The following is a 13,183-nucleotide window of genomic DNA, read 5'->3' on the forward strand; positions in this document are numbered from 1 at the left end:
TTTGCGGTGCGAGGCGGACAATATGGGGCCCGCGACGGCCGTGCAACGCGACGGAAGACCAAGGCGGGCGGCTGAAGCAGCCCATCAAACAAAAAAGGCAGGCTCAGGCCGTGGACGATGTCCGAACCTGAGCCTGCCTCAAGAGTGATGCTCGGCTCAGACGAACTGGCTGAGACCGGGGATGGAGGCGACGACCTGGTCGACCGTCTCTTCGCCCACATGCTGCTTGGCGAAGGCAACCGTTTCGCGGGCGACGCCGGAGATTTCGCCCATGCCGAGGCCGGCCGACATCAGCTGTTGGCCGAGACCCATGACGCCACCGCCGGTGGCTTCGCCGCCATGCTCCGCGACGGCTTCCGGGCCGCCGGGGATGCCTTCGACCATCTTGGCTGCAGGTCCATCGGCGCCTTCGCGCTGCAGGAAACCGAGGATGAGGCCAACGGCCTTGCGGGCAGTTGCATCATCGATGCCGACATTGGCCGTGATGCGGGAAATCAGTTCGTCCATCTTCTGGCTCCTTCTCCCTTGGATGACGTGTACGTCAACGTCATATGGGCGTTCCCTCGCAATCGCAAGCTCTCGCGCGACGTCGTCTGAATGAGCTTTTGCAAATGGATCAGCTTTGCGCAACATACGATCACAGGCGTTCTTCGAAGGGATGACGAGGCCACATGCTGCAGGATGGAAAGCTGTATATCGGAACCAGCCGTGATCCCGGCGATGCCAACAAGAAGGGCGAGTATCTCGATCTCAAATACGCCAATCGCCACGGCCTGATCACCGGCGCGACGGGTACGGGCAAGACCGTCACCTTGCAAATTTTGGCGGAAGCGTTTTCCGCAGCGGGCGTTCCCGTATTCTGCTCCGATGTGAAAGGCGATCTGGCCGGTCTCGCCATGGCGGGGGAGAGCAAGGGGTTCCTGGAGGAGCGCGCGCAGAAGATAGGCCTCGATTCCTATGGATACCGGGCAACGCCCACCGTCTTCTGGGATCTTTTCGGCGAGAAGGGTCACCGCGTCCGCACGACCATGACCGAGATGGGCCCGCTTTTGCTGGCGCGCATGATGGACGCTTCTGAAGCGCAGGAAGGCGTGTTGAACATCGCCTTCAAGATCGCGGACGAGCATGGCTTGCCGATCCTGGATCTGAAGGATCTGCGCAGCCTCCTCATCTATATGAGTGAGCAGGCGAGTGCTCTTTCGGCGATCTATGGAAATATTTCGCCGCAGTCGGTGGGCGCGATCCAGCGCAGCCTTCTGGTTCTGGAACAGCAGGGGGCCGAGCAGTTCTTCGGCGAACCGGCGCTTCGGATCGAAGATTTGATGCGCACGACGGTCGACGGTCGCGGCATCGTCAATGTGCTCGCCGCCGAACGGTTGATGATGAACCCGCGGCTTTACGCGACGTTTCTGCTTTGGCTGCTTTCGGAACTGTTCGAGGAACTGCCCGAAGTGGGCGATCCGGAAAAGCCGAAGCTCGTCTTCTTCTTCGATGAGGCACATCTTCTGTTTTCTGAAGCGCCAAGGGTGCTTCTGGAGCGGGTCGAGCAGGTCGTTCGGCTGATCCGCTCGAAAGGGGTCGGCGTCTATTTCGTCACGCAGAACCCGCTCGATGTGCCAGAGACTGTGCTGGCACAGCTTGGCAACCGCATCCAGCACGCGCTGCGCGCCTATACGCCGCGCGAGCAGAAGGCCGTGAAGGTGGCGGCCGAGACGTTCAGGCAAAACCCCGAATTCGATTGCTTCGAGGCCATCACGCAGCTCGGCACCGGCGAAGCGCTCGTCTCCACACTGGAACCGAAGGGCGCGCCATCCATGGTGGAGCGCACGCTCATCCGTCCGCCGTCGTCCCGGCTCGGACCGATCGACGATGCCGAGCGGCGCGCGATCATGGCGACGTCGCCGGTTGCGGGGCTGTATGATCGCGACGTGGACAGTGAGTCCGCCCACGAGATTCTGACGGCGCGCGCGGCTCAGGTGGCCGCAGCGGAAGAAGAGCGGCGGCGCAAGGAAGCCGAAGCGGAGACAGAAGTTCAGGAAACGCGGCGCTGGACCCTGCCGGGCTTCGGCGACAACGAGGCCGATGACTATGATGACCGCGGACGAAAGACGTCGGGACGGCGGGCCACGCCTCGCTCCGGCTATCAGCGGCAGACGGTGACGGAAACCGTCGTCAAGACCGTTGCGCGAACGGCGGCAAACCAGATCGGCCGCGCTCTGGTGCGCGGTATTCTCGGCAGCCTGAAGCGCGGGCTCTGAAACAAAAGAGGCCGGGCGGAGCTAAGCTCAACCCGGCCTCTCTATCAAAGCGCGATTAAAATCAGGCGACGGTCGGTGCTACCATGCGCGGCAGGTTGCCCGTGACGAGGATGGGCGTTCCGTTCGGGACGCGGTCGTGCAGATCGATCACGTCCTGGTTCAGCATGCGCACGCAGCCGGAAGACACCGACTTGCCAATCGTCCACCATTCCGGCGAGCCGTGAATACGGTAGATCGTGTCGACGCCGTTCTGGAAAATGTAGAGCGCACGCGCACCGAGCGGGTTGTCGAGGCCTGGATCCATGCCGCCATTCGCGATGGAGTAAGGCTCGAGCTCAGGCTGGCGGGCGACCATCTCATCTGGCGGAGTCCAGCGCGGCCAGGCGCGCTTGTACTGGACGACGGCGCGGCCCTGCCACGCGAAGCCTTCACGGCCCAAGCCGACGCCGTAGCGCATTGCCTGGCCGTCTTCCCGCGTCAGGTAGAGGAAGTGGTTGTTGGTATCGACCACAATCGTACCTGGGCGTTCGCCGGTCGGATCCTGAACGAGCTGGCGCAGATAGACGGGGTCCATGCGCTCGACCGGGATGGCAGGAAGCGGGAACTGCTCCTGCGGCATCGGTGCGTACATGGATGCGAACGGGCTCACGCTCGGCGGGATGCCGGCGCCACGATCGAGCGGCGACCGGTAGAGCGGATTGGTTTCGGCGTTGAACTCTGCCGTGGACATGCCGGTGGTGCAGCCCGCCAAAGCGAGAAGCGATGCTGCGCCGCCACCGAGAAAGGCACGGCGGCCGAGTGCGGAGTGATCCCGCCGCTCCCGGACTGTGTTGGAAATACTCATCATGTGTCCCGCTGTTAGGAAACGTTATCGAAATGACGTGGGTACCGATTTGTTCCCGCATTGTGTCGGAGTGCAGGCAGTATGTTGCGCAAATGTAACACTCGTGATCGACCTTGCATTCATGCTCAGGCTGCGGAGGTTCAAAGGCCCGAAAGGCTGGGCAGGATCAGGGATGGCGCAAGATCCTGATATTCGTCCGGCATCTGGTTGCGATTGATCCACACCGGCCGAAATCCGAATTTTGCAGCACCTGCAATGTCCCAGCGATTGGATGATTGGAACGAGATCGCTTCGGGATAGGCCCGATAGCTCGTGGTCACGAGCTCGTATACTTCCGGTGCCGTCTTAAAGACGCGCAGAGCATCGACGGAGAAAATGTCGTCGATGATTTCATCCAATGCGGCATTGCGGACGGCTGATTCCAACATTGCGGGCGATCCGTTGGAAAGAATGGCGACTTTGGCGCCGCGGGCCTTGAGTGCTTTGAGCACACCCGGAACTTCAGCATAGCAGTCGAGCTTGAAATAGGCATCGAGCAGGGTAGCCCGCACCGAGCGATCGACGTCCGGCATTGAGGCCAAGGCGAAATCGAGCGCTTCTTCCGTCAGCTGCCAGAAGTCACGATATGCGCCCATCAGGCTTCGGACCCAGGAATATTCCAGCTGTTTGGCGCGCCACAATTGCGAGAGTGCCGGACCCTGAGGCCCAATGACGGAGGCATGCCGGCGGACTGCGGCGTGGACGTCGAAAAGCGTGCCATAGGCATCGAACACGTAAGCGGCATGGGTCATCGACAAGCTCCTGCGATCGCTTCTCTAAATACAAAACGATCATCGCACCGCGGTATCACGCAGTGACGAGCGATGGAATGCAAGACCGGCAGGCGCGCCACCGGTTGCCCTCGCGTTGACCTTCGCGCCGGCCCGGCGCTAAGCAGGCAGTAAATCGAGGAGATATCGACATGACCGTAGACACAAGAGCGCAATCCACCACCTGGACCTATGTCGACGGTGACTGGCATGAGGGCAACCCGCCTCTGATCGGTCCGCGGTCGCATGCCATGTGGCTCGGATCCACCGTGTTCGACGGGGCGCGCTGGTTCGACGGTGTGGCGCCGGATCTCGATCTGCACTGCCAGCGCGTCAACGCGTCGGCGAGCGCACTCGGCATGATCCCGACCGAAGAGGCGGGGTCGATCGAAGGTCTAGCCAAGGACGGCCTGAAGAAGTTCGACGGCAAGACGGCGGTCTATATCCGGCCGATGTATTGGGCCGAGCATGGCGGCTATATGGGTGTTCCGGCCCAGGCGGAATCGACGCGCTTCGCGCTCTGCCTCTACGAATCACCGATGATTGCGCCGACCGGCTTTTCGGTGGGCGTTTCGCCCTTCCGCCGGCCGACGATCGAAACGATGCCGACCAACGCGAAGGCCGGATGCCTTTATCCCAACAACGCGCGTGCGATCCTCGATGCGCAGAGGCGCGGCTTCGACAACGCGCTCGTGCTAGACATGCTGGGCAACGTTGCGGAGACGGGGACCTCCAACATCTTCATGGCGAATGACGGCGTCGTCTTCACGCCCGCTCCCAATGGTACCTTCCTCAGCGGCATCACGCGCGCCCGTGCGATCAAGTTGCTGCGCGACGCGGGGATGGAAGTTGTCGAAAAGAGCCTCCGCGTTGCCGATTTCCTGGATGCGGACGAGGTGTTTTCGACCGGCAACCACTCCAAAGTGGTGCCGGTGACCCGGGTCGAAGATCGCGAAATGCAGGCCGGACCGATCGCAGCTAAGCTCCGCTCGCTCTACCTCGATTGGGCCCGCGGTTTTCCGGTCTAAGCGCGCAGAAGAGGCCGTTTGCGAGGAACAAATAGGTGAGCGGCACCGTTGCCGGTCCGAGCCCCGGCGCCTATGTAGCGATGGGACTGAATTTTAGAAATCTCTATATTCGAAAGGAGAGCGATATGGCTTTCGAACTTCCGGACCTGCCGTATGCCTATGACGCGCTGCAGCCCTACATGTCGAAGGAGACGCTCGAGTATCACCACGACAAGCACCACAATGCTTACGTGACGACGGGCAACAAGCTTCTTGAAGGTTCGGGCCTCGAAGGTCAGAGCCTCGAAGACATTGTGAAGGGCTCCTACGGCAAGAACCAGGCGCTCTTCAACAACGCTGGCCAGCACTACAACCACAAGCACTTCTGGAACTGGATGAAGCCGAATGGCGGCGGCAAGAGCCTGCCCGGCGATCTGCAGAAGGCGATCGACAGCGACCTCGGCGGCTATGACAAGTTCCGCGAAGACTTCATCGCTGCCGGCACCGGCCAGTTCGGCTCGGGCTGGGCCTGGATTGCCGTGAAGAACGGCAAGCTCGAAATCATGAAGACGCCGAACGGCGAAAGCCCGCTGGTTCATGGCGCAACGCCGATTCTCGGCGTCGATGTGTGGGAGCATTCCTATTATATCGACTACCGCAACGCGCGGCCGAAATATCTGGAAGCATTCGTCGATAATCTCGTGAACTGGGATTATGTCGACGAGCTTTATCAGGGCGCCCGTGGCTGAGGTCACGCCCTTCACACGTTTATGTGATCCAAACCCCGGTCTTACAGGCCGGGGTTTTTGTTGTGCCGTCACAGGCCGATGACCAAGATGCGGTTGTGTCGCAGACCGCGCCGCACGTGCCAGTTCCCGCAAAAGCAACGGAGATCGACGATGAAGTCCAGACTAGCCATCGCAGCAGCACTGCTTTCCATCTCGGCGGCACTGATCCATCCCGCATCGTCACAGGACGGCGTGCCGCAGGAAGTTCGTCAGGATCTGATGGATGAAGTCGGCGATGCGACAGGCGTGATGGGCAACATGGTTCGAGGTCGCACGGATTATGACCCGGGAGCGGTCGCAGCGGCGCTGCAGACGATTTCGGAAAACACGGCGGTCTTCGCCGACTACTTCCCTGAAGGGTCGGAGACAGGCTACGAGACCGAAGCGCTTCCGGCCATCTGGGAAAACAAGGCGGATTTCGAGCGGCTCTCCCAAGAAATGTCCACCAAGGCGGCTGAACTTGCCGCCGCGGTTCCGGCTGATCTTGCCTCCTTCCAGCCGGTCTTTCAGGACTTCACGCGCGGATGCGGCGCGTGTCACGAAGATTACCGCCAGGACAACTAATCATCCGAGGCGATCCCATCACCGTCGAGCGGGCCTTTGTGCTGGCTCGACGGACAGAAGAATGGAAAGAAAATGCTGAAACGCATCGCGATCGCGTTGGTCATTCTGGCAGCGGCGCTCGGCGGGACTCTGTGGGCGGTAGCTGCGCCGGACAGGCTGCCCGAGACGGCGTTCGAAGGCCTGGGCGAACCGGATCTCGCCAATGGTGAGCTGATCTTCAATGCGGGCAACTGCGCCTCGTGTCATGGTGCGTCCGAGACAAGCGATGCGGCGGACGATGCGGTTGTGCTCACCGGCGGCCATGCCATCGAAAGCGATTTCGGCACGTTCCATGTCCCGAATATCTCCAGCGGACCGGTGGGGATTGGCGACTGGAGCTTCGAGGACTTCGCCAATGCGATGCTGCGTGGCGTGGCACCGGATGGCAGCAACTACTATCCCGCTTTTCCCTATGCCTCCTATTCCATGATGGATATCGCCGACGTCAATGATCTGTGGGGCTATCTCCGGTCGCTGCCTGCCAGCGACAATGAAGCGCCGGCCCACGAGGTGAGCTTTCCGTTCAACGTCAATCGCGCCATCGGCATCTGGAAGTATCTCTACATGCCCGACGGCGCCTATGTGTCGATCGATCCGAACGACACGGTGCTGCGGCGTGGCCAGTATCTCGTGGAGGCTGTCGGTCATTGCGGCGAATGCCACACGCCGCGCGATATTCTGGGTGGGCTCGAGACCGACCAATGGCTGGCCGGCGCACCCAACCCGAGCGGGCAGGGCACAATCCCCAATGTCACGCCGGCTGGAAGCGTAGCCGACTGGACCGCTGACGACCTCGCCTACTTCTTCGAATCGGGCTTCACGCCCGACTTCGACAGTGTCGGCGGCTCGATGGTCGCGGTGCAGCGCGGTCTCGCCACTCTGCCGGCGTCAGACCGGGAAGCGATTGCCGCTTACCTCAAGGTCATACCGGAACACTGAAACTAGTCATGGCCGCAGGCCAGACTTTCAAGCCGCGTAAGAACGGCACCACCGGTTGAACACGATGTGTGCAGCACTTTGCGCCGCATAAAGCCAAGCCTCGCATTCGGCTTCTGTGCGGAAGCAATGAGCATCGGTGTACTGGTTGATGCCATCGTCGCCCGTGAACGCGCTTTCCTGAGCACCGCGTACGAAGCCTTGCCAGTAGCTGCCACCCTGCTGTTGCAGGACGTTGCAATTTGCGCCGGATGGGCCACCGAAAAGACCTTGAGCGGCGGCCTCTGGAACGGGCAAGGCCAAGATACTTGCGGCCGCGACGCCAAGGCTGGCCAGCGCCACGCGTGCTGTGCCCTTTATGCTGCGATCAGTCATCGGATCCATCCTCCTGGTATCGAGCACTCCACCCGTTGATATGGAGACTCAGATGTTACCGGAAACGGGTCGTCACGGCGATGTGACCGCTTAACTCTCATTCATGCGGCCTTGCCGACCACTTTCAGTGCAAACGCGTATTCATGCGCGATCTCTTCCAAGCGCTGGAAGCGACCGGATGCGCCGGCATGGCCCGCATCCATGTTCGTCTTGAAGAGGATCGGTCCGCCGCCGGTCATCGTCTCGCGGATGCGGGCGACCCATTTTGCCGGTTCCCAATAAGTGACGCGCGGGTCGGTCAGGCCGGCAATCGCGAAGATCGGCGGATAGGTCGTCGCCGTCACGTTCTCATACGGAGCATAGGAGGCGATGAGATCATAGGCATCCTTGGATGCGATCGGGTTACCCCATTCGGGCCATTCCGGCGGGGTGAGCGGCAGGGTGTCGTCGAGCATCGTGTTCAGCACGTCGACGAACGGAACGGCCGCGATGATGCCGCCGAACTTTTCAGGCGCCATGTTGACGACGGCGCCCATCAGCATGCCGCCCGCCGATCCGCCCTGTGCGACGATTTTCGAGTGGCTGGTGAAACCTTCGGCGACGAGATGATCAGCCGCGGCGATGAAATCGGTGAAGGTGTTGAGCTTATGCTCGCGGCGGCCCTTGTCGTACCAGCCAAACCCCTTGTCCTTGCCGCCCCGGATATGGGCGATCGCGTAGACGAAGCCGCGGTCGACCAGCGACAGGCAGTTTGTGTTGAAGGACGCGGGGATGGTAATGCCGTAGGAACCATAGCCATAGAGCAGGCAGGGCGCGCTGCCATCGAGCGGCGTGTCCTTGTGATAGATCAGGCTGACCGGCACCGTTTCCCCGTCGGATGTGGGCGCCATGACGCGTCGCGTCACATAGTCGTCCGGATTGTGGCCCGATGGCACTTCCTGTGTCTTCAGCAGCGTCCGCTCGCGCGTGCGCATGTCGTAATCGTAAAGCTGCGATGGCGTCGTCATCGACGAGTAGCTGAAGCGGATGATGTCGGTGTCGTATTCGAGCGAGCCTTGCAGACCGAGCGAATAGGCCTCCTCGTCGAAGGCGATCGCGTGCTCTTCGCCGGTCTCACGGTCGCGCACGATGATGCGTGGCAGGGAGTTTTCCCGTTCCAGCCAGACGAGGAAGCGGGAAAACGCCATGTGCGCCAGAATGAGTCGGCCCGGCTTGTGCGCGACCACGTCGCGCCAGTTTGCGAGTTCCGGCTGATCGACCGGTGCCTCGACGATCTTGAAATCCTCAGCCCCACCGGCGTTTGTGAGGATGAAGAAGACATCGCCGCCTTCGGTCAGGTCGTATTCGATGCCGGTTTCGCGCGGCGCGACGAGCTTTGGCTCGGCAAACGGATCATTGGCCGGCAGAAGGCGGAATTCCGACGTTTCATGATCGTGGATGTCGATGAAGATGAAGTCATCAAGGCGTGAGCCGCCGACGCCCATGAAGAAGCCGGTGTCGGTTTCTTCATAGATCAGGCGATCCTCGGTGACCGATGTCCCGAGCCGATGGAAGAATATCTTCGATGGACGATGGTTCTCGTCGAGCCGCGTATAGAAGAAGCCGGAACCATCGGCGCACCAGGTGCCGCCGCCGCCCGTATTCTCGACGATGTCTTCCAGATCCTGCCCCGAAGCGAGATCGCGCACCTTGACGGTGTAGAACTCCGAGCCCTTGTCGTCGTAACCCCAGATGGTGCGGGAATGGTCGGGGCTGTGGCTTGAGCCGGCGAGACGGAAGTAATCTCTGCCTGCGGCCTCTGCATCGCCGTCCAGAATGATCTCGCGGCCGCTTCCGTCGCGGGCTTCACGAAAATAGCGGGGCTGCTCGCCGCCGGTCACAAACTCGGTGCCGTAGGCAAACGGCCCATCCGGCGAGGGGACGGAGGAATCATCCTCCTTGATCCGCGCCTTCATCTCCTTGAATAGCTGATCGCGAAGCACCGTCGTGTCGGCCAAAGCTGCGCGCTGATAGGAGTTTTCTGCCTCCAGATGCTGCCGGATCTCCGGCTCCAGCGTCTCCGGGCGCTTGAACATCTCCTGCCAGTTCGCCGTCCTCAGCCACGCATAGTCGTCGGTCCGGGTGACGCCATGGCGAGTATCCGTGGTCGGACGACGCTCCGCGCGAGGGGCATCTGGAAGATCGTTGAAGGCGGTCAATGCGCTGTCTCCAAGTGTAATAGTTCGTGTCGGTATGTGAACGGATAAGCCACATCCGTCCTTGATGAATGGCTGATGAATGGCATCATCAGCCTCGGTTCAGCGAACTGCTGCCACATTTGCGTCATGCTCGTGTGGCGGTCGCCGGGCGAAGAGGGAAAAGATGATGCGTTGGATCTTCGTTGCGGTCTGGATTGGTGGCCTTGTGTCCGCAGTGCTGGCCGTAGCTGCAGTGCCGGAGCGCAACGCCTCCGGCATCGTCAACATCCAGCAGCTGTCGCCAAACGCCGTCGACCACACCCGGCTCGAACGCGAGGCCGAGCGGTTCTGACGCCGGCCGTCGCGCATCATCGGTTGTCGGGATCAAACGCCATCGCCACGCCGTTCATGCAGTAGCGCAGGCCCGTCGGGCGGGGGCCATCCGGAAAAACGTGGCCGAGATGCGCGTCGCAATCGGCACAGCGGATCTCGGTTCGGGTCATGAACCATGACCGATCCTTGTGCTCGCTCACGGCTTCAGGCTCGACAGGCTCGTAAAAGCTCGGCCAGCCGGTGCCCGACTCGAATTTCGTCTCCGACCGAAACAGCGGCTTATCGCAGCAGATGCAACGATAGAGCCCCGGTGCCTTCTGGTCCCAATTCGGACCGGTGAATGCTCGCTCGGTTCCGTGCTTGCGGGTGACATGGAACTGCTCCGGCGTCAGCTGCTCGCGCCATTCCGCTTCGGACTTTTCGACTTTCAGTGCCTTGGTGTCGCTCATGTGATGACCATTCGCTTGCGTCGATGCTCGTGTGGTGACAGGTAGTTACTCAACACCGCAAGACAATGATGTAAGTGATCGATCGGCCGATGATTATTGTCGACTGTTGTCAATAACGTAGACGATCCACTTGCATGGGAACGCGCCTCAAATTAAGTAGGCCGGCACGTTTTCGCCGCAATCCGTGCGGCGGCAATCCTGCGATAAGAAGGTTCGGGAGAGACCATGGGTGCCGAAGCGGCAGGCACGACGCTGGCGATGATGCTGCTGCCGTTTATCGCGGCGCTGTTCGCACCTTTTCTCGTTCGTCAGTTGAAGCAGAATGCCGCCTGGGTGCTGGCGGCCGCACCTGCCGCGATCTTCATCTACATGCTGGCGCATCTCGATGCGGTCAGCGCGGGTGGGACGATCACGGGCGGCTTCGCCTGGATACCGAGCATTGGCGTCGACTTCTCCTGGTACATCGACGGCCTGTCGCTCACCTTCGCACTGCTGATCTCCGGCATCGGCACGCTCATCGTCATCTATGCGGGCGGGTACCTCAAGGGGCATCCGCAGCTTGGGCGCTTCCTGTCCTTCATCCTGCTCTTCATGGGCGCGATGCTGGGACTGGTGCTTGCAGACAACTTCCTCACGCTGTTCGTCTATTGGGAGCTGACGTCGATCACGTCGTTCCTGCTGATCGGCTTCGATCACACCCGAGAGGCCTCGCGCCGCGCTGCCCTTCAGGCGCTGATCGTGACCGGCGGGGGCGGGCTCCTGCTCTTGGCCGGCTTGCTTCTCGTCTGGAACGTCACCGGCATCGGTTCGATGTCGGAACTCCTCGCGGCCGGCGACGTGATGCGCGACAGCCCTTACTATCTGGCAGCTCTCATCCTCGTGCTTGGCGGCGCGTTCACGAAATCGGCGCAGTTTCCGCTGCACTTCTGGCTTCCGAACGCCATGGAGGCGCCGACGCCCGTTTCGGCCTACCTGCATTCGGCGACAATGGTGAAGGCCGGTGTCTACCTGCTGATGCGGCTCAATCCCGCATTTGGTGACACGGTGGCATGGGAAACGATTTTGCCCGTCTTCGGTGGCACGACGCTCATCGTCGGCACGCTGCTTGCCGTGCGCCAGACCGATCTGAAGCTGATGCTCGCCTATACGACGGTGTCTTCGCTGGGCCTGCTGGTGATGCTCACCGGCTTCGGGAGCGAGCATGCGATCGAGGCGGCTGTGCTCTATCTTGTGGCGCATTCGCTCTTCAAGGGCTGCCTGTTCATGGTGGCCGGTACGATCGACCATGAAGCGGGCACCCGCGACGTGACCAGGCTCCGCGGCTTGCGGGCTGCGATGCCCATTACCTTTGCAGCCGCGCTGGCAGCGGCGGTTTCGATGGCGGGCCTGCCGCCATTCTTCGGATTTCTGGCCAAGGAAGAGATCTATTATGCACTTTGGGCGACGAGCCCCTGGGCCTTGACCTTCACGCTGGTCGCCATTGTCGGCAATGCGCTGATGCTGGTGATCGGCTTTGCCGTTGCCTTGAAGCCGTTCCTCGGCTCGCCGGTGCAGACGCCCAAGCACGCGCATGAAGGGCCGGTGATGTTGTGGCTCGGCCCCGTGGTGCTTGCCTCCGCCGGTCTTCTGGCTGCGCTTCTGTCAGGCTTCTTCCATGCCGGGATATCGACGCCGATGGCGTCCGCCGTCGCAGGGGAGGCGACGCCGGTTTCCATTTCGCTGATCCCGTCGATCGGAATGCCGCTTTTCCTCTCGATCCTCACCGTCGCCGTCGGGATCGGTGCCTATCTGGCGGTGGACCAGTTGCGGGGAGCGATCGCAAAGGTCCTTGCAGCCATCGGGTGGGGGCCGGACCGCGGTTTCGACCAGTTCATGCGCGGTCTCGTCCGCTTCTCGTTCCGCGCTACGGCACTTCTTCAGCCCGGGCGGCTGGACTTCTACGTGAAGGTGACATTTGCCTTCATCGCGCTCGCGCTTCTCCTGCCGATGGTGATGTTCGACGAACTGCCACAATGGCCGGCCTGGCCGAGCGACATCCGTTTCCACGAACTCGCCATCATCGGCATCGGCATTCTCGGTCTCTTCGCGGTGATCGTCGCCAAGGATCGCCTGACAGCCATCGTGTCGCTCGGTATCCAGGGTTTCGCCGTCGCGCTGATCTTCATGCTCTTCGGCGCCCCGGATCTGTCCTTTACCCAGTTCATGGTCGAGACCCTGTCGGTCGTCATCCTCGCGCTGGTGATGACCCGCCTACGGCTGAATGCCTCCGACTACCGGCCGACGGGCGAACGGATCGTCAGCGGCGCTATCGCGATCGCGGGCGGGTTGGCCTTCACGCTCTACCTGCTGAAGGTCACGCAGGGCACGCTCGACATGCGGCTGACGGAGTTCTTCAACGAATTCTCCCGTCCGATCGCCCACGGCGCCAATATCGTGAACGTCATTCTGGTGGACTTCCGCGGCACGGATACGCTGGGTGAGATTGCGGTGGTGACGGTTGCCGGTCTGGCCATCCTCGCACTGCTGCGCGTGCGCACACGTCATCGAACGCGGTCGGTGGTGGATGCGCCGATCGCACCGCGAACAGCCGAAGGCGAGGCGTGA

Annotated in this window: 13 protein-coding genes; 7 read left to right on the forward strand and 6 right to left on the reverse strand. The window is 61.5% G+C overall.

Annotated features, from left to right (window positions below; translation table 11 throughout):
- Positions 1-156: 156 nt before the first annotated feature.
- Entirely contained in the window at positions 157-507 is a 351-nt protein-coding gene (locus QQL76_RS11425) for a hypothetical protein (RefSeq protein ID WP_126011030.1), read from the reverse strand.
- A gap of 164 nt (positions 508-671) precedes the next feature.
- On the opposite strand from QQL76_RS11425, the gene QQL76_RS11430 reads away from it, so the two are divergent.
- Positions 672-2,258 carry a helicase HerA-like C-terminal domain-containing protein gene (locus QQL76_RS11430; protein ID WP_499207739.1) on the forward strand — a complete coding sequence of 529 codons (1,587 nt, stop codon included), beginning with the start codon at positions 672-674 and terminating at the stop codon, positions 2,256-2,258.
- Positions 2,259-2,319: 61 nt separating this feature from the next.
- On the opposite strand, the gene QQL76_RS11435 is transcribed toward QQL76_RS11430, so the two are convergent.
- Together QQL76_RS11435 and QQL76_RS11440 are read right to left on the reverse strand one after the other, a co-directional pair.
- Positions 2,320-3,102 carry a L,D-transpeptidase gene (locus QQL76_RS11435; RefSeq protein ID WP_499207740.1) on the reverse strand — a complete coding sequence of 261 codons (783 nt, stop codon included), beginning with the start codon at positions 3,100-3,102 and terminating at the stop codon, positions 2,320-2,322.
- Between the two features lie 140 nt (positions 3,103-3,242).
- Positions 3,243-3,893, reverse strand: a complete 651-nt coding sequence (locus QQL76_RS11440) for a (S)-2-haloacid dehalogenase (protein ID WP_499207741.1) — start codon at positions 3,891-3,893, stop codon at positions 3,243-3,245.
- 170 nt (positions 3,894-4,063) lie between these two features.
- Here QQL76_RS11440 and QQL76_RS11445 point away from each other — a divergent pair, with 170 nt between their 5' ends.
- The 4 genes from QQL76_RS11445 (at position 4,064) to QQL76_RS11460 (ending at position 7,248) form a co-directional block, all read left to right on the forward strand.
- A complete protein-coding gene (locus QQL76_RS11445; RefSeq protein WP_499207742.1) occupies positions 4,064-4,939 on the forward strand; it encodes a branched-chain amino acid aminotransferase in 876 nt (291 codons plus the stop codon).
- A gap of 125 nt (positions 4,940-5,064) precedes the next feature.
- Entirely contained in the window at positions 5,065-5,667 is a 603-nt protein-coding gene (locus tag QQL76_RS11450) for a superoxide dismutase (protein WP_499207743.1), read from the forward strand.
- Between the two features lie 150 nt (positions 5,668-5,817).
- Positions 5,818-6,270 (forward strand): c-type cytochrome, encoded by a 453-nt coding sequence (locus tag QQL76_RS11455; protein ID WP_126011024.1) that lies wholly within the window; start codon positions 5,818-5,820, stop codon positions 6,268-6,270.
- Positions 6,271-6,342: 72 nt separating this feature from the next.
- Positions 6,343-7,248, forward strand: a complete 906-nt coding sequence (locus QQL76_RS11460; RefSeq protein WP_499207744.1) for a cytochrome c — start codon at positions 6,343-6,345, stop codon at positions 7,246-7,248.
- A gap of 27 nt (positions 7,249-7,275) precedes the next feature.
- Here the strand turns inward: QQL76_RS11460 and QQL76_RS11465 are convergent, their stop codons facing one another.
- Positions 7,276-7,620, reverse strand: coding sequence for a hypothetical protein (locus QQL76_RS11465; protein ID WP_126011022.1), 345 nt, complete (start codon positions 7,618-7,620; stop codon positions 7,276-7,278).
- A gap of 101 nt (positions 7,621-7,721) precedes the next feature.
- Positions 7,722-9,818: a S9 family peptidase gene (locus tag QQL76_RS11470; RefSeq protein WP_499207745.1), complete on the reverse strand. Its 2,097-nt coding sequence runs from the start codon at positions 9,816-9,818 to the stop codon at positions 7,722-7,724.
- 163 nt (positions 9,819-9,981) lie between these two features.
- Between QQL76_RS11470 and QQL76_RS11475 the strand changes: the two genes are divergently transcribed.
- A complete protein-coding gene (locus QQL76_RS11475) occupies positions 9,982-10,149 on the forward strand; it encodes a hypothetical protein (protein WP_404862429.1) in 168 nt (55 codons plus the stop codon).
- Between the two features lie 16 nt (positions 10,150-10,165).
- Here QQL76_RS11475 and msrB read toward each other — a convergent pair whose 3' ends face one another.
- Positions 10,166-10,579: a peptide-methionine (R)-S-oxide reductase gene (gene msrB, locus QQL76_RS11480; protein WP_499207746.1), complete on the reverse strand. Its 414-nt coding sequence runs from the start codon at positions 10,577-10,579 to the stop codon at positions 10,166-10,168.
- Between the two features lie 225 nt (positions 10,580-10,804).
- Between msrB and QQL76_RS11485 the strand changes: the two genes are divergently transcribed.
- Entirely contained in the window at positions 10,805-13,183 is a 2,379-nt protein-coding gene (locus tag QQL76_RS11485) for a monovalent cation/H+ antiporter subunit A (RefSeq protein ID WP_499207747.1), read from the forward strand.

Source organism: Rhizobium albus, assembly GCA_030160035.1.
Classification (GTDB): domain Bacteria; phylum Pseudomonadota; class Alphaproteobacteria; order Rhizobiales; family Rhizobiaceae; genus Georhizobium; species Georhizobium albus.

Coding starts and splice junctions, on each gene's coding strand:
- QQL76_RS11425 (WP_126011030.1), bottom strand. CDS start 507: ATGGACGAACTGATTTCCCGCATCACGGCCAATGTCGGCATCGATGAT.
- QQL76_RS11435 (WP_499207740.1), bottom strand. CDS start 3,102: ATGAGTATTTCCAACACAGTCCGGGAGCGGCGGGATCACTCCGCACTC.
- QQL76_RS11450 (WP_499207743.1), top strand. CDS start 5,065: ATGGCTTTCGAACTTCCGGACCTGCCGTATGCCTATGACGCGCTGCAG.
- QQL76_RS11445 (WP_499207742.1), top strand. CDS start 4,064: ATGACCGTAGACACAAGAGCGCAATCCACCACCTGGACCTATGTCGAC.
- QQL76_RS11460 (WP_499207744.1), top strand. CDS start 6,343: ATGCTGAAACGCATCGCGATCGCGTTGGTCATTCTGGCAGCGGCGCTC.
- QQL76_RS11440 (WP_499207741.1), bottom strand. CDS start 3,893: ATGACCCATGCCGCTTACGTGTTCGATGCCTATGGCACGCTTTTCGAC.
- QQL76_RS11430 (WP_499207739.1), top strand. CDS start 672: ATGCTGCAGGATGGAAAGCTGTATATCGGAACCAGCCGTGATCCCGGC.
- QQL76_RS11485 (WP_499207747.1), top strand. CDS start 10,805: ATGGGTGCCGAAGCGGCAGGCACGACGCTGGCGATGATGCTGCTGCCG.
- msrB (WP_499207746.1), bottom strand. CDS start 10,579: ATGAGCGACACCAAGGCACTGAAAGTCGAAAAGTCCGAAGCGGAATGG.
- QQL76_RS11465 (WP_126011022.1), bottom strand. CDS start 7,620: ATGACTGATCGCAGCATAAAGGGCACAGCACGCGTGGCGCTGGCCAGC.
- QQL76_RS11455 (WP_126011024.1), top strand. CDS start 5,818: ATGAAGTCCAGACTAGCCATCGCAGCAGCACTGCTTTCCATCTCGGCG.
- QQL76_RS11475 (WP_404862429.1), top strand. CDS start 9,982: ATGATGCGTTGGATCTTCGTTGCGGTCTGGATTGGTGGCCTTGTGTCC.